Consider the following 18,818-nt stretch of genomic DNA (forward strand, 5'->3'; position numbering starts at 1 on the left):
CTCTCCCTGCGTGCGGGGAGCTTCGTAGGGTGGGCAAAGCGGAGCGTGCCCACCACGTCATGCGAAGAGCCGAGACGGTGGGCACGGCGCGCGAAGAGCGCGCCTTTGCCCACCCTACGGGACTCTCCCCGCAAGTACGGAGAGAGGGACGGATAGAGTTCAGGCCATGCTCAGTTCGTGCCGGCCGACGACCATCCAGTGCACCTCGTCCGGGCCGTCGGCAAAGCGCAGGTGGCGCACGTCCTGGTACATCTCGGCGAGCGGGGTCCAGTGCGAGATGCCGGTGGCGCCGTGCATCTGGATGGCCTGGTCGATGATCTTGCAGGCGCGCTCGGGCACCATGGCCTTCACCATTGAGACCCAGACGCGGGCTTCCTTGTTGCCGAGCACGTCCATGGCCTTTGCCGCCTTCAGCACCATCAGCCGCATCGCCTCGATCTCGCAGCGCGCCTGCGCGATGATCTGCATATTGCCGCCGAGATGGGCGATCTTCTTGCCGAAGGCTTCGCGGGTCAGGCCGCGCTGCACCATCAGATCGAGCGCCTTCTCGGCCTTGCCGATGGTGCGCATGCAGTGATGGATGCGCCCCGGGCCGAGGCGGAGCTGCGAGATCTCGAAGCCGCGGCCTTCGCCGAGCAGCATGTTCTCCTTCGGCACGCGCACATTGTTGAAGCGCATGTGCATGTGGCCGCGCGGGGCGTGGTCCTGGCCGAACACGTACATGGGTCCGAGCACCTCGACGCCGGGCGTGTCGCGCGGCACCAGGATCTGCGACTGCTGCTTGCTCGGCGCCGCATCCGGGTTGGTCTTCACCATCACGATGAGGATCTTGCAGCGGGGATCCCCTAGGCCGGAGATGTAGTACTTCTCGCCGTTGATGACCCATTCGTCGCCGACGAGCTTGGCCGTCGTCGAGATGTTCTTGGCGTCGGAGGAGGCGACGTTCGGCTCGGTCATGACATAGGCCGAGCGGATCTCGCCGTTGAGCAGCGGCTTCAGCCACTTCTCCTTCTGCTCCTTGGTGCCGACGCGCTCCAGCACCTCCATGTTGCCGGTGTCGGGCGCCGAGCAGTTCATCGTCTCGGAGGCCAGCGGGCTCTTGCCGAGCTCGGAGGCGATATAGGCATAGTCGAGATTCTTCAGGCCCTGGCCGGTCTCGTCATCGGGCAGGAAGAAGTTCCAGAGGCCTTCCTTCTTGGCCTTGTTCTTGGCGACCTCGAGTACTTCGAGCTGCTTCGGCGTAAAACTCCAGCGGTCTTCCTTGCTCTCGCCAGCCTTGGCGAACTCGATCGACATCGGCTCGACGGTGTCGCGGATGAACTTCCTGACGTGATCGTAGAGCGGGCGAACCTGGTCCGACATGCGGAGGTCGTTGAGCTCGTCGCCCGGATTGAGCGTGTAGTTGGTGGTGCGGGGAATGTAGGTGTGTTTTGTCATTGTTCCTCCCGGGGGCGCTGAGTTCGTGCTGAACGCGAGAATAGTCGCAGCGTGGCCAAAGTGCGAGCGCGCATTTTTCACGCGAGCCATGCCACGCGATGGAATATCGCGAGGGCGTTTGAAATGTTGTTTGAACGGAGTGAGGTGGCAGGCGCGGGCCGCACTCACGGTTGTCATCGCCCGGCTTGACCGGGCGATCCAGTACTCCGTGACGTCAGCGACTCACGGAGAAGCCGCGGCGTACTGGATTCCCCGCCTTCGCGGGGAATGACAGCGTCCTGGAGCAATCAGTTCGGCATCCGGTGCATCGCGCAGATCTTGTTGCCGTCGAGATCGCGCAAGTAGGCGAGATAAAGCTTGTTCCCCGCGCCCTCGCGGATGCCGGGCGGATTCTCGATCGGCGTTCCTCCGGCAGCGACGCCGGCCGCGTGCCACCTGTCGACCTGCTCAGGCGAGTTGGCGGCAAAGCCGATGGTGCCGCCGTTCGCGCAGGTCGCGGGCTCGCCGTTGATCGGCTTCGTCACCGAGAACACGCCGGTCTTGGTGATGTAGAAGATGCGATGGCCGTCGACCCGTGCAGGCCGCACCTCGAGCGTGCTGAGCAGCTGGTCGTAGAAAGCCTTCGCCTTGTCGAGGTCGTTGGTGCCGATCATGATGTGTGAAAACATTCGCCCTGTCCCCTCTGCGCTCACAAAACGAGAAGCCGTAGGGTGGGCAAAGCGCAGGGTGCCCACCACGACCTTCGAAAGTATTTCTGGTGGGCACGGCGCAAGAGCGCCTTTGCCCACCCTACGAGATGTCAAAACGCGGTATAGCCGCCGTCGATCACGAACGTATCGGCCGTATGATACGACGACGCCCTGCTCATCAGATACACCGCGATGCCGCCGAAATCGCTGGCCTCGCCGAAGCGACGCTGCGGAATGCGCGGCATCACATTGGCGACGAACTTGTCGTTGGCCATGAGGCCGGCGGTCATGTCGCTCTTGATCCAGCCGGGCAGGATCGCATTCGCAGTGACGCCGTGGCGTGCCAGCTCGACGCCGAGCGCGCGCACCAGCGCGTTGATGGCAGCCTTGGTCGCGGCATAGTGCTCGTTGCGCGCGGTGCCGAAGATCGAGGCGAGGCTCGAGGTCGCGACCAGCCGGCCGAAGGGATCGCCGGCATTGGCGCGGTCGGTCATGTGTCTGGCGGCCGCCTGGAACGCGTGGAACACGCCGTCGAGATTGGTCGAAAACATCGTGCGCCATTCCTCTTCGGTGCGCTCGATGAAGGAGCGCCGGCCGCCGCCGCCGATGCCGGCATTGGCGAAGCAGCCGTCGACCCGGCCGAAGGTGTCGAGCGTGGCCTTCATGGCGGCATTGACCGATGCCGGATCGGTGACGTCGCAGACGCGGGTATCCACCTTGCCGGCAAGTCTCGCCAGGCTCGCGGCAGCGCTTCTGTTCTTGTCAGGATTGCGGCCCCAGATCGAAACGTTGCAGCCCTGGCCGGCCAGTGCCTGCGCGATGCCGAGCCCGATGCCGCCATTGCCGCCGGTGATCACGGCGACACGGCCGGAGAGGTCGAAAAGGTTCATGGCGCGTTTCCCGTTTTTGGCAAGACTTTCTGGCATGACGCGCACCAGCCGCTGCGCGCAAGATTGCTTGCTATGCTCCGATCACCATGGACAAGACCGCGCCAAAAATCAAATATGCGCCCCGGCAAAAGTAATTCCGGTCTGCGAAACTGACGCAGGCCGCAACTGACGAGGAAACCATGCAGTTCAAACACGTCACGCTCGATTTCGATGGTTCGGTCGCGATCCTCAAGCTCGACCATCAGGAGGTGATGAACGCGGTCTCCGTGGACATGCTGGGTGGCCTTGCCGAGGCGCTCGATGCGATCGAAGAGAAGAAAGACGAGGTGCGCTGCGTCGTGTTGACCGGCGCGGGGCGGGCGTTCTGCACTGGCGCTAATCTTCAGGGCCGCAACAACCAGTCGAAGAAGACCAAGGCCGGCCTGACGCTGGAGACCGGCTTTCACCCGTTCCTGCGCCGCATCCGCAATCTGCACTGCCCGATCGTCACCGCGGTCAATGGGCCGGCGGCGGGTGCCGGCATGAGCTTCGCGCTGCTTGGCGACATGATCCTGTGTGCGCGCTCGTCCTACTTCCTGCAGGCGTTCCGCCGCATCGGCCTCGTGCCGGATTGCGGGTCGACCTGGCTGCTGCCGCGGCTCATTGGTCGGGCCCGCTCGATCGAGCTGTCGCTGATGGGCGAGCGGCTCCCGGCCGAGAAGGCGCTGGAATGGGGCCTCGTCAATCGCGTCTACGATGACGGCGTGCTGATGGAGGAGGCGATGAAGCTGGCGCGCGAGCTTGCCAGCGGCCCGACGGTGGCGTTGTCGCTGATCCGCAAGCTCTATTGGGACAGCCCGGAAAATTCTTTCGAGGATCAGCTCAACCTCGAATTCCAGTGCCAGCTCCGCGCCGGCGACACCCAGGATTTTCGCGAGGGCGTCGGCGCGTTCCTGGAGAAGCGCCCCGCGCAGTTCAAGGGCAAATGATCGAAGCGCAACTCTCCCGCAGCGTCACGCGCTGGTGCGAGGGGGCGACCGGCGTCACCGGCGCGGCCAAGCTGTCCGGCGGTGCCAGCCAGGAAACCTGGCGCTTCGACATCGTGCATCCCGATGGGCCGATCGGTGCGATCCTGCGCCGCTCACCGAAGGGTTATGGCGCGGCTCCGACGCGCGCGGCGGGGCTCGGCGCTGAAGCGCAATTGATGCAGCTCGCCTATGAGGCCGGTGTGCCGTCGCCGCGCGTGATGCATGTCCTGACCGCCGAGGACGATCTCGGCACCGGCTTCATCATGCAGCGGGTCGAGGGCGAGACCATCGCGCGCAAGATCCTGCGCGACGACGAGTTCGCGTCGGCACGGCCGCACCTCGCGCGGCAGATCGGTGGCATCCTCGCTGGCCTGCACAGGCTGCCGCTGGACAAGCTGCCTGAGCTCCGGCGCATGACGGCAGCGAAGGAGATCGGCGAGTTCGAGCGCGACTATCGCAGCCTGAACTGGCCCAAGCCCGTGTTCGAGCTGGCGCTGCGCTGGCTGCGCGACCGCGATCCCGGCCCCTCGGCCGAGGAGACGCTGGTGCATGGCGATTTCCGCAACGGCAATCTCATCATCGGCCCCGACGGCGTCCGCGCCGTGCTCGACTGGGAGCTTGCCCATCTCGGCGATCCCATGGAGGATCTTGGCTGGGTCTGCGTTAACTCTTGGCGGTTCGGCGAGATCGACAAGCCCGTCGGCGGTTTTGGCACTCGCGAGGAATTGTTCGCGGGTTACGAAGCGGCAGGCCGAAAAGTCGATCCCGCGCGCGTAAAATTCTGGGAAGTGATGGGCACGCTGCGCTGGGGCATCATGTGCGGCGGCATGATGCAGCGGTTTCGCGAGGGACCGGACCATTCCATGGAGCGCGCCATGATCGGGCGTCGCGCCTCCGAGACCGAGATCGATCTGTTGCGGCTCTTGGCGCCGCGCGGGAGTTGACACATGCAGGACGAACCGACACCGGTCGAGCTGACCAAGTCAGTCGCCGATTTCCTCCGCAGCGACATCGCACCGCTGATCTCCGGCCACCAGGCGTTCAAGCTGCGCGTCGCCATCAACATCCTCGACCTCGTCACGCGGCAGCTGACGCAGGAGGAGGGGAGCGATGCGAAAGAGGTGGAGCGGCTGCGTGCACTGCTCGGCATTGACGGCTCGGTGACGGACCTCAACCGCGTGCTGGCCGAGCGTATCGCCAGGGGCGAGGTGGATATCGCAACGCCGGGCCTCGCCGAGCATCTGTGGGCGACCACGATGGACAAGCTTGCGGTGGATCAGCCGAATTATGCGTCGTACAAGCGCGAGCTGGGGCGTGGCGGGTAGGCGGCGCTACATTCTCCGTCATTGCGAGGAGCCCTTGCGACGAAGCAATCCAGAGTGTCCCCGCGGAGGCAGTCTGGATTGCTTCGCTGCGCTCGCAATGACGGCGTTGATGCAGTGGTGCGCCACACTCTCCTCGTCATTCCGGGGCGTCGCGAAGCGGCGAGCCCGGAATCCATTTATCCGCGGTCGCCGTGGCCCGATGGATTCCGGGCTCGCGCCTGACGGCGCGCCCCGGAATGACAGGAGGGATTACTTCCCCACCCATTTCGGCGGCCGCTTCTCCGAGAACGCCTTCGGGCCCTCGATGTAGTCCTGCGAGGCCACCATCGCCTTCACCGCCGGATATTCCCGCTGCTCCTCGATCGCCTGCTCCAGCGAGACGCCAAGCCCCTTCTGGATCGCCTGCTTTGAAGCCCGGATCGACATCGGTGAGTTCTTGGTGATCATCTCCGCCCAGCGTAGCGCCGCCGTCAGCGCCTCACCCTGCGGCACCACCTCGTTGACGAAGCCGAGTTCATGACCCTCCTTGGCGCTGACATGGCGCGCGGTGAGGATCATGCCCATGGCGCGCTTCAGCCCGATCTGCCGCGGCAGCCGGTGCAAGCCGCCGGCGAGTGCGGCGAGGCCCACGCGCGGCTCGGGCAAGGCGAAGGTCGCGTTCTCCGCGGCGATGATCAGGTCGCAGGCCAGCGCGATCTCGAAGCCACCGCCCATGGCAACGCCGTTGACGGCGGCAATGATCGGCTTGTCGCAGTCGAAGCGCGCGGTGAGGCCGGCAAAACCGCCCTTGTCCCAGCCGCGTTTGCCGCCGGCCGCCTGCCACTTCAGGTCGTTGCCGGCGCAGAACGCCTTGTCGCCGGCGCCCGTGACGATCGCGACCCATTGCTCGGCATCGGCCGAGAAATCGTCGAACACCTTCTGGAGCTCGAAATGCGCGTCGGTGTGCAGCGCATTGTAGACCTCGGGCCGCGACAGCGTGACGATCGTGATCGGTCCCTTGCGTTCCACCTTGGAAAATTTCAGCTCCATCGCTCGCTCCCGCTTTTTCTCCTGAAGGAATATTGCCTTCATACTAGCGTGCACAAGCGCCGGGGCACCATCGAATTGCGCAATGCGCCTTGCGCAGCCGGCACGCCTCGGCTTGCTTGACTTGCGCGCGCTCTTCTCACCTTAATCGTGCGAAGCAAAAGCGCGGTTAGCGCCTTAACGCAAAACGAAAAAATCATCCGGGAGAGAGCCGTGGATTTCTCATTGCCAACAGATCTCGTCGCCTATCTCGGAGAGCTCGACCGTTTCATCGAACGCGAGATCAAGCCGCTGGAAGCGGCCGACGACAACATCCGCTTCTTCGATCATCGCCGCGAATGGGCGCGCACTGATTTCGAGAGTGGCGGCCTGCCGCGCCACGAATGGGAGGCGCTGCTGCGCAAGGCCAAGGATCTCGCGGACGCCGCCGGTCACCTCCGCTTTCCGGTGCCGAAGCAGTATGGCGGCAAGGACGGCTCCAACCTCTGGATGGCGGTGATCCGCGAGCATTTTGCCGCCAAAGGTCTCGGCCTGCACAACGACCTTCAAAACGAGCATTCCATCGTCGGCAATTTCCCTGTTGTCACCATGCTCGACCGTTACGGTCGCGACGACCAGAAGGCGATGATCGACGGCTCGATCAAGGGCAAGTACCGCATCACCTTTGGCCTCACCGAGCCGCATCATGGCTCGGACGCCACGCACATGGAGACACGTGCGGTGCCGGCGACCCGCGACAACATCAAGGGCTGGATCATCAACGGCGAGAAGATGTGGACGACGGGCATGCACGTCGCCACGCATTGCGCGCTGTTCGCACGCACCTCGGGCAATGACGGCGATGCGCGCGGCATCACCTGCTTCCTGGTGCCGGCCAAGAGCCACGGCGTCAAGGTCGAGGAGTACATGTGGACCTTCAACATGCCGACCGATCATCCCCGCGTCAGCTTCACCGACGTGTTCGTGCCCGAGGATGCGCTGTTCGGCGAGGTCGGCCGCGGCCTGTCGCTGGCGCAGTGCTTCGTGCACCAGAACCGCATCCGTCAGGCGGCGAGCTCGCTGGGTGCCGCGGTCTACTGCATCAACGAGAGCGTCAAATATGCGCGCGAGCGAAAGCCGTTCGGAAAGGCGCTCGCCGAGAACCAGGCGATCCAGTTCCCGCTTGTCGAGCTCGCGACGCAAGCCGAGATGCTGCGCCTTCTGATCCGCAAGACCGCCTGGGAAATGGACCAGCTCACCGAGGAGCAGATCGAGCGCACGCTCTCCGACCGCGTCTCGATGTGCAACTACTGGGCAAACCGCCTCTGCTGCGAATCCGCCGACCGCGCCATGCAGGTCCACGGCGGCATGGGCTATTCACGCCACAAGCCGTTCGAGCATATCTATCGGCACCATCGCCGTTACCGGATCACGGAAGGCAGCGAGGAGATCCAGATGCGCAAGGTGGCGGGGTTCCTGTTCGGATATATGGGACCGGGGAAGCATTAGGAGGCGCACTGCGGAAGAGGTCGTGGTGTGCGACATCTCCCTCCGCGAGTCGTCCCCGCGAAGGCGGGGACCCATAACCACAGGGAGAAGTTTGAGGCAAGCTGGCAACTCCGAGTCTTCGTCAAATCGCTCCCTGTGGTTATGGGTCCCGGGCTCGCGCTACGCGCGCCCCGGGACGACGATGGGGATAGAGCAGGGCTAATTCACCCTTCGATCCTTCCCCGCCCAGTACGGCTCGCGCAACTCCCGCCGCAAAATCTTGCCACTCGGATTCCTCGGCAGCGACGGCAAAAACTCCACGCTCTTCGGCGTCTTGAACCCGGCGATGCGTTCGCGGGTGAAGTTGATGATGTCGGTCGCGGTCGCCTGCTTGCCGGGCTTCATCACCACCATTGCCTTCACCGCTTCGCCCCATTTATCGTCGGGCACGCCGATCACGGCGGCTTCGGCGACATCAGGATGATCGCACAGCGCGCTTTCGACCTCGGCGGGATAGATGTTCTCGCCGCCGGAGATGATCATGTCCTTGATGCGGTCGTGGATGTAGAGATAGCCGTCCTCGTCCATGTAGCCGGCATCGCCGGTGCGCAGCCAGCCGTCGCCGCGCAGCGTCGCCGCGGTTGCCTCCGGCAAATTCCAGTAGCCCGCCATGTTGGAGCCCGAGCGCGTCGCGATCTCGCCGACTTGGCGCGGCGGCAGCGGCTTGCCGTCCGCATCCAGAATGGCGATCTCGACACCGGGGAGCGCCTTGCCGGCCGAGCGCATCCGCTCCAGCCCCTCGACGTGATCCTCCGGCGGCAGCGCGACGATGGTGCCTGTCGTCTCGGTCATGCCGTACATCTGCACGAAGCCGCATTTGAAGACCTCGATGCACTCCTTCAGCAGCGCTGCCGGAATCGGCGAGGCGCCGTACAGCATGTATTTCAGCCTGGAGAAATCGACTGTCTTCGCGCGCGGCTGCCGCACCACGAACTGCATCGCTGCCGGCACCATGAAGAGCTTCGTGATGCCCGACTGCTCGAAGAAATCCAGCACCTTGGTCGGATCGAACTCGCGTGCGATCACGCCGCGGGCGCCGTGATAGAGACCCATCACGCCCCAGCCCGAGCCGCCGATGTGGAAGATCGGCATCGCGACCAGCGACACGTCGTCGGTCGACCACCGGTTCCACTCCGGCTTGTCCGCGGCGTTGCCTGTCTGCACCAGGTTGAGGAAGTTCGCGTGGCTCAGCATCGCGCCCTTCGGCTTGCCCGTGGTGCCTGACGTGTAGAGCTGGATCGCGATGTCTTTCGTATCGATCGGTACCTTCGGATCGTCGCTGCTCTGCGCATCGCGCCAGGCCGTAAAATCCTGCCATTCCGGCGCGCCGCCTTCGGTGGTGATGATCGTGCGGACGCCAGGCAACCGGTCCTTGATCTGGCGGACCAGTGTGATGAACTCCGGCCCGACGAACAGCACCGGCGCCTTGCAATCCGAAACGATGAAGGCGACCTCGGGTCCGGCAAGCCGCCAGTTCACCGGCGCCATCACCACGCCGGCCTTCATCGCGCCCATCAGCAGCTCGAAATAGAAGTCGCTGTTCTTGCCGAGATAGGCGATGCGCTCGCCCTTCTTCACGCCCATCGCCAGAAGCGCGTTGGCGACCTTGTTGGTCTTGATGTCGAACGCGACGAAGCTGGTGACGCGGCCCTCGAACTCGTAGGCGGTGGCATTGCCGCGACTCGTCGCGCGCTCGCGCACCATGTCGGCGAGATTCGCCAATGGCTGTGTGGACATGTTCCTCCCGTGACGTCTTGTTCTTATGCCGCCGAGTGTGGCGTCATCCGCGAGTGAAGACAAGATGGGGGAGCCCCGCCGTCGTCCTGGCGAAAGCCAGGACCCATAGCCGTAAAACGCAATTTGGCGAAGACCGGTCATGACCAATCTTCGCCAAACGACATTCGGTGGTAGTAGGTCCTGGCTTTCGCCAGGACGACTACGGAGAGAGCGGCTACCCCCGCTTCGCCCGGTCCTTCTCGTTCTGGGCCATGATGCTCTCGCGCGCGGTCTTCCAGTCGTCGTCGCTCCAGTCGCGGAGCTGGTAGAAATTGCCGCCCATCGCGAGCGCCTGGGCGCCGTCCATGGCGATGGTCTCGCCGGAGATCCAGTCGCAGCCGCCGGAGATCAGGAACACGGCGACGTTCTGCAACTCCTCCATGGTACCGACGCGGCCCATCGGGTTCATCGCCTTGGTGCGCGCGCCGGCCTCGTCGCCCGGCTTGATGCGCTTGCTCATGCCCTCGGTCGGGATTTCGCCGGGCGCGATCGTGTTGAGGCGGATGCCGTAGCGGCCCCATTCGGTCGCAAGCGACATCGTCATGGCGTGGATCGCCGACTTGCTCATCGCCGACGGCACCACATAGGGCGAGCCGTTGCGCACCCAGGTCGTGGTGATCGAGACGACGTTGCCCGGCTGCTTCAAGGTGATCCAGCGCTTGCCGACCGCATGCGTCACGTAGAACGTGCCGTGCATGACGATGTTGGCGACGGCGTCGAAGCCGCGCGGCGACAGCTCTTCGGTGCGCGAGATGAAATTGCCGGCGGCGTTGTTGATGAGATCGGTGAGGGGCGCTTCGCGAAAGATGTTTTCGATCATCTCCTCGACCGCGAGCGCGTTGCGGATATCGACGCCGTGGCTGGTGACGCGTCCGCCATAAAGATCCATCAATTCGGTCGCGGTCTCGTCGCACACGATCTTGCGTCGGCCGCAGATGTGCACTTCGGCTCCAAGCTGGAGGAAGCGCGCCGCCATCGACTTGCCGAGCCCGGTGCCGCCGCCGGTCACGAGGATGCGCCGGCCGGCCAGAAGATTTTCCTTGAACATGGGTGTTTCCCCCGTAGGGATTGTCGGTTAATTGATCGATTGACTAAATCCGGCCGCCGGCTTCCTGTAAAGCGGCACTGAACAAGAACAGGGGAGAATTCATCCATGGAAGAGCGCGTCTCGATCTCGATCTCGGAAGGCGTCGCCGACGTGCGCCTGGTGCGCGCGGACAAGATGAACGCGCTCGATCAGGCCATGTTCGAGGCGCTGGTTGCCGCCACCGAACGGCTTTCGAAGGAAAAAGGCGTGCGCGTCGTCGTGCTCTCCGGCGAGGGCCGCGCTTTCTGCGCCGGTCTCGACATGGGGCGTTTTGCCGCCATGAAGGAAAAGGGCGGCAACGGAATTCCGGGTGGCGAAAATCGCGATCTCACCAAGCGCACGCATGGCCAGGCGAACTTTCCGCAACAGGCGGTATGGGGATGGCGCCAGCTTCCTGTTCCCGTAATCGCAGCCGTGCACGGCGTTGCCTTCGGTGGCGGCTTCCAGCTCTCGCTCGGCGCCGACATGCGCTTCCTCTCCCCCGATGCGCGGATGTCGGTGATGGAGATCAAATGGGGCCTCGTGCCTGATATGGCGGGCACGCCGATCCTGGCCAGTCTCGTGCGCGACGACATCCTGCGCGATCTCACTTACACCGGGCGCATCTTCTCCGCGCAGGAGGCGATGACCTACGGCCTCGCCACGCGCATCTGCGACGACCCACGCGCCGCCGCCCTCGACGTCGCGCGCGAGATCGCCGGCAAGAGCCCCGATGCGATCCGCGCCGCCAAGCGCCTGCTCAACAATCTCTCAGTCGATCCGGGCCCGGCGCTGCTCGCCGAGTCCGTCGAGCAGCAGAAGCTGATCGGCAGTGCGAACCAGACCGAGGCGGTCCGTGCCAATCTGGAAAAGCGCGCGCCGAAGTTTGCGGATTAGTTCTCTGTCGTTCCGGGATGGTCCGAAGGACCAGACCCGGAACCTCGAGATTCCGGGTTCGATGCTGCGCATCGCCCCGGAATGACGGCCACTAACCACAACAAAGAAAAACAACAATGAGCGAAACGTCAGAGTTCCTCGGCATCGTCTCCGGCGAGCGCCGCCGTTCCCACGCCGAGGTCGCCAATCGCGCCGACTGCATCGCGAACGGCCTCAGCAAGATCGGCGTCGGCCCGGGCGATTGCGTCTGCATGCTGATGCGCAACGACATCGCCTTCCTGGAGGCCGCCTACGCCGCGATGCGGCTGGGTGCCTATGGCGTGCCGATCAACTGGCACTTCAAGCCAGAGGAGATCAACTACATCCTCAACGATACCGGCACATCCGTGCTGATCGGACATGCCGACATGCTGCACGCCCTGCGCGATGCGATTCCCAAGGGCGTCACCATGCTCAGCGTGCCGACGCCGCCGGAGATCCTGTCCAGTTACAAGATCGATCCGGATCATCTGGCGACGCCGGACTTCGCGATCGATTTCGAATCCTGGCTCGCGCAGCATCAGCCTTATGACGGCCCAATCGTGCCGCAGCCGATGAGCATGATCTATACGTCAGGCACGACCGGCCACCCCAAGGGCGTGCGGCGTAATGCGCCGACGCCGGAGCAGCAGGCCGCCGGCGAGCGCATGCGCGCGATGATCTATGGTCTGAAGCCGGGCGCCCGCGCGATCCTGCCGGGCCCGCTCTATCATTCCGCGCCGAACTCGTTCGGCATCCGCGCGGGAAAACTCGGCGGCACGCTGGTGCTGATGCCGCGCTTCGAGGCGGAAGAGTTTTTGGAGCTGATCGAACGCTACAGGATCGACACCGTCTTCATGGTGCCGACCATGTTCATCCGACTGATGAAGCTGCCGGAACAGGTGCGCAAGAAGTACGACGTTTCCTCGCTGCGCCATATCATCCACGCGGCAGCGCCTTGCCCGGCCGACGTCAAGCGCGCCATGATCGACTGGTGGGGGCCCGTGATCTACGAATTCTACGGCTCGACCGAATCCAGCGCCGTCACCTTTGCGACCTCCGAGGACGCGCTCAAGAAGCCCGGCACCGTCGGCAAGATTTCTCCTGGCGCCGAGCTGCGCTTCATCGGCGATGACGGCCGCGTGCTCGGCGTGGGCGAGATCGGCGAGATCTATTCCCGCATGGCGGAGATGGCCGACTTCACCTATCACAACAAGCCGGAGAAGCGCGCCGAGATCGACCGCGACGGCTTCATCACCTCCGGCGACGTCGGCTACATCGACGAAGACGGCTACGTCTTCATCTGCGATCGCAAGCGCGACATGGTGATCTCGGGCGGCGTCAACATCTATCCGGCCGAGATCGAGTCCGTGCTGCACGCCGTGCCCGGCGTGCATGATTGCGCGGTGTTCGGTATCCCCGACGCCGAATTCGGCGAGGCATTGATGGCGGTGGTTGAGCCGCAAGCCGGCATCACACTCGATGCCGCCGATGTCCGCGCGCGGCTGAAGACCTCGCTCGCCGACTACAAGGTGCCCAAGCACATCGAGATCCGCTCGGGGCTGCCGCGCGAAGACTCCGGCAAGATATTCAAGCGCCGCCTGCGCGATCCCTATTGGGAGCAGGCGGGGCGAAAGATCTGAAGAATGCGTAGGGTGGGCAAAGCGGAGCGTGCCCACCATGACAATTGAGGTTGCTGATGGTGGGCACGGCGCAAGCGCGCCTTTGCCCACCCTACGAGACACAGGACGGGGAAACATTAGTCATGACCGACGCCGCAAACGAAGTCCTCTACACAGTCGCCGATCACATCGCGACCATCACGCTGAATGCGCCGGAGCGCATGAACACGATCTCCGGGCCGATGCTGAACGATCTGGCGCGGCTCTTGACCGAGGCCAATGAGGACAAGAACGTCCGCGTCGTGATCCTCACCGGCAAGGGGCGGGCGTTCTGCGCGGGTCTCGACCTGCGCAAGGAGCGCGACGGCAATGGCCTGAGCGCCGCGTCCTCGCCGACCACGATCAACCTGCGCAACACACCGCCGACGGTCTTGCAAGCGATGGACAAGCCGACCATCTGTGCCGTCAACGGCGGCGCCGCCGGCTACGGCATGGACACCGCGCTCGGCTGCGACATCCGCATCATGGCGGAATCCGCAAAACTCGCCGCAGCCTTCGTCAAGCGCGGCGTGGTGCCGGAATCCGGCGGCACCTGGCTGTTGCCACGCATGCTCGGTTGGGCCAAGGCCTCCGAGCTGATTTTCACCGGCCGCACGCTGAGCGCAGGCGAGTGCCTGGACTGGGGCCTTGCCAACGAGGTCGTGCCGGACGCCGACTTGATGAGCCGCGCCACTGCGATTGCCTGCGAAATCGCCGCCAACGCGCCGCTCGCGGTGCAAGCCTCCAAGCGTATGATGCGGATGGGCCTCAACGAGAACTTCTCCGACCACGTCCACCACGTCTATCTCCAACTCCTGCCATTGTTCAAAACCCAGGACATGGCCGAGGGCATGAAGGCCTTCATGGAGAAGCGCGAGCCGAAGTTCGAGGGGCGGTAGGCCAGGTCGGCTGGCACACGCAGGAGTGGCAATTATGGATCGGCTCGGCTAGATTGGCGGTCCCGCTCCAGCCGCTTGCGATCACCTATGCCCTCATTCCGCGCCAGCTTCTTCGAAGTCCCTCATGCGGCCGTCTACGCGCTGATGACGGTGACGGTCCTCACGTCGGGGTTTTGCTTCATCCAGGCGGGCGGTCCGTCGGCGCCGGCGGAGTTGCTGTATCGCTACGGGGGCATGTACACGACCGCAATCGCGCGGCATGAGTATTGGCGACTGCTCGCCTACGGCTTCCTGCACGTCAATTTCGTCCACCTCACGATGAACATGTTGTGTCTGGTGCTGTGGGGCGGGCATCTCGAGCGGCGGGTGGGACCGGCCTATTTCCTCATCATCTACCTCTGCGCGATGGTGTTCGGCGCCGTCATCGGCAATGGCATTCATTCCACGCCCTATTTGACGGTCGGCGCGTCCGGCGCCACGTCGGGCATTCTGGGCGCGCTGCTTTGCCTGTGGATTCTCGGCAAGCTCGATGTCGGGTTCGATTTCTTCGCGATCAACATCGGATTGAACATCGCGTTTGCGTTCGGCAATTCACGGATTGACTGGGGTGTCCATCTTGGTGGTTTTGCAGCTGGCTTGATCGCCTGCGCATTGCTGGACCTCATCGAGAAGGCGAATATCCATGTGCTTCGGTGCAAGTTTCCGGAAGCGGTAAAGGTCAATCTCACCCTGCTTGCCTGCGTTGCCGCACTGTGGGCCTGGAGCGGCCAGGCTCAGGCGATCGCCGCCGGGGGCGCCGGATGGAGCCCGGCCCTCGTCGTCGTGGCCGCATGTTGTGCCGTCGTGAAGATGGTTGATCTCATCCTCGCCATGAAGAAAGGCCTCGCGATCGTCGTGACGGTTCTGGCCGGAGCGAACGCTGCGGCCGTGATGCTTTCCGGTGGGGCTTTGGCATCTACCTGCAGCCCACGCTGGCCAACTGGCTCCGTTCCGCTCGATAATCTTCTCGTCATATTCTGCCCCAATCCTGTTCTCATTTCGGGGCTGGCCGCGATTGGCGCCGCTGCGGTGACGCTTTGGCTCTGTTCGAAGGAGATTTCGCGCGGGATCGAGGATGTTGGATTCGTCGGCACGTCGTTGCGTGCCGAACGCGGCCGGCGTCGTGGACTATGACCGCGGAAGGCGTGCTATAAAGAGGGATCACCGACCTCCGGATAATCCCATGGCCCCTGTTTCCATCCTGCTCAACCTGCTCTGGATCCTCATCGGCGGCGCCTGGATGGCGTTCGGCTGGCTGGTCGCCGCGGTCATCATGGCCGTCACCATCATCGGCCTGCCCTGGGCGCGGGCGGCGTTCAACATCGCCGTCTACACGCTGCTGCCGTTTGGCTCGAAAGCGGTCAGCCGCTACGAGGTCACGGGTGTCGAGGATATCGGCACCGGCCCGCTCGGCGTGATCGGCAACGTCATCTGGTTCGTGCTGGCCGGCTGGTGGCTGGCGCTCGGCCACCTCGTGACCGCTCTGGTCCTGGCGATCACCATCATCGGCATCCCCTTTGCCTGGGCCCACCTGAAGCTCGCAGGGATCGCGCTGTGGCCGATCGGGAAGGTGATCGTGCCGGCCTAGCGGCAGTCCCGGTCCCAAGTAACACCCCAAGTGTGCGCCGCCCCCAACTTCACCTTGCGCTGCGGCAAAAAACTTGCACACTCGGCTGAGCCGGGCAGTCAAGCGAGCTCGAACCAGGGGAGCGAGCCATGTCCCTCCAGACATTACCATCCGATGCCGCCGATTCCCGCCCCAACCGCCCGGAGGACGTCCAGGCGCTGGAGGCGGACGCCCGGCTGCGGGACGACATTCGCCTGCTCGGACGCATCCTGGGCGACACGGTGCGCGACCAGGAGGGCGCCGACTTGTTCGACCTGGTCGAGCGCATCCGCCAGACCTCGATCCGGTTCCACCGCGACGAGGACCGGCTCGCCCGACGCGAGCTCGAGCAGATCCTCGACAGCATGTCGACCTCCGAGACGGTGCGGATCGTCCGCGCCTTCAGCTATTTCTCCCACCTCGCCAACATCGCCGAGGACCAGAACAACATCCGCCAGATGCGCGCCCGCACCGCAGCCAAGAACGGCGGCTCCGGCGTGCTGGCGGACACGCTGGCGCATGCCAAGGCCGCGGGCATCGGCCCTGACGCCTTGCGCAACTTCTTCAAGACCGCGCTCGTCAGCCCGGTGCTGACCGCGCACCCGACCGAGGTCCGCCGCAAGAGCACCATGGACCGAGAGATGGAGGTCGCTAGCCTGCTCGACCGCCGCGAGCGCGTCGCGCTGACCGAGGACGAGGCCGCCGCCAGCGACGAGCAGCTTCGCCGCGAAGTGCTGACGCTGTGGCAGACCAATCTGCTGCGCCGGACCAAGCTCACCGTGCTCGACGAGGTCGCCAACGGCCTGTCCTTCTACGACTACACGTTCCTGCGCGAGGTGCCGCGGCTGGTCAACGTGCTGGAAGACCGGCTGGAGGAGGACAGCGAGCAGGCGGCCAGCGAGCTCGCCTCGTTCCTGCGCATGGGCAGCTGGATCGGCGGCGATCGCGACGGCAATCCCTTCGTCACCGCCGACGTCATGCGCGGCACGCTGCGGCTGCAGTCGAGCCGGGTGATGCAGTTCTATCTGAACGAGCTGCACGTGCTCGGCTCCGAGCTGTCGATTGCGGCCCATCTCGCCGACGTCTCCGAGGAGCTGCGCACGCTGGCGGAACGCTCGCCCGATACGTCGCCGCACCGGAGCGGCGAGCCGTATCGCCTCGCGGTCTCCGGCATCTATGCGCGCCTGACGGCGACGGCTGAAGCGCTCGAGGTCGAGATCACGCGCCGGCCGGTCGGCAAGGGCAGGCCTTACGAGAGCGTCAAGGAGTTGCAAGCCGATCTCGACGTGCTGCACCGTTCGCTGATCTCCAACAACGCCCGCGTCATCGCCCGCGGCCGGCTGCGGCTGTTGCGCCGCGCGGTGGACTGCTTCGGCTTCCATCTGGCGCGGCTCGACATCCGCCAGAACTCGGCGGTGCACGAGCGCACCATCGCGGAGCTGATGGACGCCGCCAACCCCGGCATGTCCTATCTCGCGCTTGGCGAGGACGCGCGCATCTCGCTGCTCACCAACGAACTCCGCAGCACGCGCGCGCTGGTGTCCCCGTTCGTCAAGTACAGCGACGAGACCATGGGCGAGCTCAACGTCTTCCACGCCGCCGCGGAGGCGCATGCGAAGTTCGGCTCGGACGCGATCCCCCAATGCATCATCTCGATGTGCAAGGGCATGTCGGACATGCTCGAGGTCGCCGTGCTGCTCAAGGAGGTGGGCCTCGTCCATCCCTCCGGGCGCAGCGCGATCAACATCGTGCCGCTGTTCGAGACCATCGAGGATCTGCAGGCCTCCAGCGCCATCATGGACCGCATGCTGTCGCTGCACGATTACCGCCGCCTGGTCGACAGCCGCGGCAGCGTGCAGGAGGTCATGCTCGGCTATTCCGACAGCAACAAGGATGGCGGCTTCGTCACCTCGGGCTGGGAGCTCTACAAGGCCGAGATCAACCTCGTCGACGTGTTCGAGCGCCATCACGTGCGCCTGCGCCTGTTCCACGGCCGCGGCGGCTCGGTCGGCCGCGGCGGCGGGCCGAGCTACGACGCGATCATCGCGCAGCCCGGCGGCGCCGTGAACGGCCAGATCCGCATCACCGAGCAGGGCGAGATCATCTCGTCGAAATATTCCAACGCCGAAGTCGGCCGCAACAATCTGGAGATCCTCGCCGCCGCGACGCTGGAGGCGAGCCTGCTGCATCCGCGCCAGAGCGCGCCGCGCCGCGAATACCTCACTGCAATGGACGAATTGTCGAGTCTCGCCTTTAGGGCTTATCGCGGCCTTGTCTACGAGACCGACGGTTTCGTCGATTACTTCTGGGCCTCGACCGTCATCAACGAGATCGCGACGCTCAACATCGGCAGCCGCCCGGCCTCGCGCAAGAAGACCCGCGCGATCGAAGACCTTCGCGCCATTCCCTGGGTGTTCTCCTGGGCGCAATGCCGCCTGATGCTGCCGGGCTGGTACGGCTTTGGCACCGCGGTCGAGCAATGGATCGCCGAGCATCCCGACATGGGCATGCCGTTCCTCAAAGAGCTCTACAAGGAATGGCCGTTCTTCCGCATGCTCTTGTCGAACATGGACATGGTGCTGGCGAAAAGCTCGATCGCGATCGCCTCGCGTTATGCCGAGCTCGTACCAGATGAGGCGTTGCGCGAAAAAATCTTCGGCCGCATCCGCCGCGAATGGCATTCCTGCATCGAGACGCTGCTCGACATCATGGGCCAGGACCGGCTGCTGCAAGGCAACCCGCTGCTCGAACGCTCCGTGCGCCACCGCTTCCCCTATCTCGACCCGCTCAACCACGTGCAGGTCGAGCTGCTGAGGGAGCACCGCGCGCAGAACCCGGACGAACAGGTGCTGCGCGGGATTCAGCTCACCATCAACGGTATCTCTGCGGGGCTGAGGAATACGGGCTAACCTCAGCCGTCGTTCCGGGGCGCCCGAAGGGCGAACCCGGAACCTC

Annotated in this window: 16 protein-coding genes; 10 read left to right on the forward strand and 6 right to left on the reverse strand. The window is 64.5% G+C overall.

Features of this window, described 5'->3' with window-relative positions; genetic code table 11:
* Positions 1 to 159: 159 nt before the first annotated feature.
* The 3 genes from AAFG50_RS13520 to AAFG50_RS13530 all read right to left on the reverse strand — a co-directional run bounded on the left by AAFG50_RS13520 (position 160) and on the right by AAFG50_RS13530 (position 3,016).
* Positions 160 to 1,437: an acyl-CoA dehydrogenase family protein gene (locus AAFG50_RS13520; RefSeq protein ID WP_028172378.1), complete on the reverse strand. Its 1,278-nt coding sequence runs from the start codon at positions 1,435 to 1,437 to the stop codon at positions 160 to 162.
* Positions 1,438 to 1,724: 287 nt separating this feature from the next.
* Positions 1,725 to 2,105: a VOC family protein gene (locus AAFG50_RS13525; protein ID WP_028172377.1), complete on the reverse strand. Its 381-nt coding sequence runs from the start codon at positions 2,103 to 2,105 to the stop codon at positions 1,725 to 1,727.
* 131 nt (positions 2,106 to 2,236) lie between these two features.
* Positions 2,237 to 3,016, reverse strand: a complete 780-nt coding sequence (locus AAFG50_RS13530; protein WP_028172376.1) for an SDR family oxidoreductase — start codon at positions 3,014 to 3,016, stop codon at positions 2,237 to 2,239.
* Between the two features lie 179 nt (positions 3,017 to 3,195).
* On the opposite strand from AAFG50_RS13530, the gene AAFG50_RS13535 reads away from it, so the two are divergent.
* From AAFG50_RS13535 to AAFG50_RS13545, 3 genes are read left to right on the forward strand one after another with little or no spacing between them, the layout of a single operon-like run.
* A complete protein-coding gene (locus AAFG50_RS13535) occupies positions 3,196 to 3,984 on the forward strand; it encodes an enoyl-CoA hydratase/isomerase (protein ID WP_011085727.1) in 789 nt (262 codons plus the stop codon).
* Positions 3,981 to 4,967, forward strand: a complete 987-nt coding sequence (locus AAFG50_RS13540; RefSeq protein ID WP_028172375.1) for a phosphotransferase family protein — start codon at positions 3,981 to 3,983, stop codon at positions 4,965 to 4,967. Before AAFG50_RS13535 ends, AAFG50_RS13540 begins: the two co-directional genes overlap by 4 nt.
* A 3-nt stretch (positions 4,968 to 4,970) precedes the next feature.
* Positions 4,971 to 5,348, forward strand: a complete 378-nt coding sequence (locus AAFG50_RS13545; RefSeq protein ID WP_011085729.1) for a DUF6285 domain-containing protein — start codon at positions 4,971 to 4,973, stop codon at positions 5,346 to 5,348.
* A 249-nt stretch (positions 5,349 to 5,597) separates the two neighbouring features.
* Here AAFG50_RS13545 and AAFG50_RS13550 read toward each other — a convergent pair whose 3' ends face one another.
* The gene (locus AAFG50_RS13550) at positions 5,598 to 6,377 is read right to left on the reverse strand and encodes an enoyl-CoA hydratase-related protein (protein WP_028172374.1); all 780 of its coding nucleotides are present in this window, start codon (positions 6,375 to 6,377) and stop codon (positions 5,598 to 5,600) included.
* Between the two features lie 210 nt (positions 6,378 to 6,587).
* On the opposite strand from AAFG50_RS13550, the gene AAFG50_RS13555 reads away from it, so the two are divergent.
* Positions 6,588 to 7,862, forward strand: coding sequence for an acyl-CoA dehydrogenase family protein (locus AAFG50_RS13555; protein WP_028172373.1), 1,275 nt, complete (start codon positions 6,588 to 6,590; stop codon positions 7,860 to 7,862).
* A gap of 198 nt (positions 7,863 to 8,060) precedes the next feature.
* Here AAFG50_RS13555 and AAFG50_RS13560 read toward each other — a convergent pair whose 3' ends face one another.
* Together AAFG50_RS13560 and AAFG50_RS13565 are read right to left on the reverse strand one after the other, a co-directional pair.
* Positions 8,061 to 9,638, reverse strand: a complete 1,578-nt coding sequence (locus AAFG50_RS13560) for a fatty acid--CoA ligase (protein WP_028172372.1) — start codon at positions 9,636 to 9,638, stop codon at positions 8,061 to 8,063.
* Between the two features lie 214 nt (positions 9,639 to 9,852).
* Complete coding sequence (locus tag AAFG50_RS13565) at positions 9,853 to 10,725, reverse strand: SDR family oxidoreductase (protein WP_028172371.1); 873 nt, start codon at positions 10,723 to 10,725, stop codon at positions 9,853 to 9,855.
* A gap of 105 nt (positions 10,726 to 10,830) precedes the next feature.
* Here AAFG50_RS13565 and AAFG50_RS13570 point away from each other — a divergent pair, with 105 nt between their 5' ends.
* The 6 genes from AAFG50_RS13570 (at position 10,831) to ppc (ending at position 18,772) form a co-directional block, all read left to right on the forward strand.
* A complete protein-coding gene (locus AAFG50_RS13570; RefSeq protein WP_028172370.1) occupies positions 10,831 to 11,640 on the forward strand; it encodes a crotonase/enoyl-CoA hydratase family protein in 810 nt (269 codons plus the stop codon).
* A gap of 116 nt (positions 11,641 to 11,756) precedes the next feature.
* Positions 11,757 to 13,301 (forward strand): acyl-CoA synthetase, encoded by a 1,545-nt coding sequence (locus AAFG50_RS13575; protein ID WP_028172369.1) that lies wholly within the window; start codon positions 11,757 to 11,759, stop codon positions 13,299 to 13,301.
* A 122-nt stretch (positions 13,302 to 13,423) separates the two neighbouring features.
* The gene (locus AAFG50_RS13580) at positions 13,424 to 14,218 is read left to right on the forward strand and encodes an enoyl-CoA hydratase-related protein (RefSeq protein WP_028172368.1); all 795 of its coding nucleotides are present in this window, start codon (positions 13,424 to 13,426) and stop codon (positions 14,216 to 14,218) included.
* Positions 14,219 to 14,305: 87 nt separating this feature from the next.
* Positions 14,306 to 15,391 carry a rhomboid family intramembrane serine protease gene (locus AAFG50_RS13585; protein WP_028172367.1) on the forward strand — a complete coding sequence of 362 codons (1,086 nt, stop codon included), beginning with the start codon at positions 14,306 to 14,308 and terminating at the stop codon, positions 15,389 to 15,391.
* 49 nt (positions 15,392 to 15,440) lie between these two features.
* On the forward strand, positions 15,441 to 15,845 hold the full coding sequence (locus AAFG50_RS13590; RefSeq protein ID WP_028172366.1) for a YccF domain-containing protein: 405 nt from the start codon (positions 15,441 to 15,443) through the stop codon (positions 15,843 to 15,845).
* A 128-nt stretch (positions 15,846 to 15,973) separates the two neighbouring features.
* Positions 15,974 to 18,772: a phosphoenolpyruvate carboxylase gene (ppc, locus tag AAFG50_RS13595; protein ID WP_028172365.1), complete on the forward strand. Its 2,799-nt coding sequence runs from the start codon at positions 15,974 to 15,976 to the stop codon at positions 18,770 to 18,772.
* Positions 18,773 to 18,818: the final 46 nt, after the last annotated feature.

This window comes from Bradyrhizobium sp. B039, from assembly GCF_038965675.1.
Taxonomy (GTDB): domain Bacteria; phylum Pseudomonadota; class Alphaproteobacteria; order Rhizobiales; family Xanthobacteraceae; genus Bradyrhizobium; species Bradyrhizobium diazoefficiens.

Bases quoted from the DNA above. Each gene is read 5' to 3' on its own strand.
- AAFG50_RS13560 (WP_028172372.1), bottom strand. From the start codon at position 9,638: ATGTCCACACAGCCATTGGCGAATCTCGCCGACATGGTGCGCGAGCGC.
- AAFG50_RS13530 (WP_028172376.1), bottom strand. From the start codon at position 3,016: ATGAACCTTTTCGACCTCTCCGGCCGTGTCGCCGTGATCACCGGCGGC.
- ppc (WP_028172365.1), top strand. From the start codon at position 15,974: ATGTCCCTCCAGACATTACCATCCGATGCCGCCGATTCCCGCCCCAAC.
- AAFG50_RS13575 (WP_028172369.1), top strand. From the start codon at position 11,757: ATGAGCGAAACGTCAGAGTTCCTCGGCATCGTCTCCGGCGAGCGCCGC.
- AAFG50_RS13550 (WP_028172374.1), bottom strand. From the start codon at position 6,377: ATGGAGCTGAAATTTTCCAAGGTGGAACGCAAGGGACCGATCACGATC.
- AAFG50_RS13580 (WP_028172368.1), top strand. From the start codon at position 13,424: ATGACCGACGCCGCAAACGAAGTCCTCTACACAGTCGCCGATCACATC.
- AAFG50_RS13570 (WP_028172370.1), top strand. From the start codon at position 10,831: ATGGAAGAGCGCGTCTCGATCTCGATCTCGGAAGGCGTCGCCGACGTG.
- AAFG50_RS13535 (WP_011085727.1), top strand. From the start codon at position 3,196: ATGCAGTTCAAACACGTCACGCTCGATTTCGATGGTTCGGTCGCGATC.
- AAFG50_RS13525 (WP_028172377.1), bottom strand. From the start codon at position 2,105: ATGTTTTCACACATCATGATCGGCACCAACGACCTCGACAAGGCGAAG.
- AAFG50_RS13545 (WP_011085729.1), top strand. From the start codon at position 4,971: ATGCAGGACGAACCGACACCGGTCGAGCTGACCAAGTCAGTCGCCGAT.
- AAFG50_RS13585 (WP_028172367.1), top strand. From the start codon at position 14,306: ATGCCCTCATTCCGCGCCAGCTTCTTCGAAGTCCCTCATGCGGCCGTC.
- AAFG50_RS13520 (WP_028172378.1), bottom strand. From the start codon at position 1,437: ATGACAAAACACACCTACATTCCCCGCACCACCAACTACACGCTCAAT.
- AAFG50_RS13565 (WP_028172371.1), bottom strand. From the start codon at position 10,725: ATGTTCAAGGAAAATCTTCTGGCCGGCCGGCGCATCCTCGTGACCGGC.
- AAFG50_RS13590 (WP_028172366.1), top strand. From the start codon at position 15,441: ATGGCCCCTGTTTCCATCCTGCTCAACCTGCTCTGGATCCTCATCGGC.
- AAFG50_RS13540 (WP_028172375.1), top strand. From the start codon at position 3,981: ATGATCGAAGCGCAACTCTCCCGCAGCGTCACGCGCTGGTGCGAGGGG.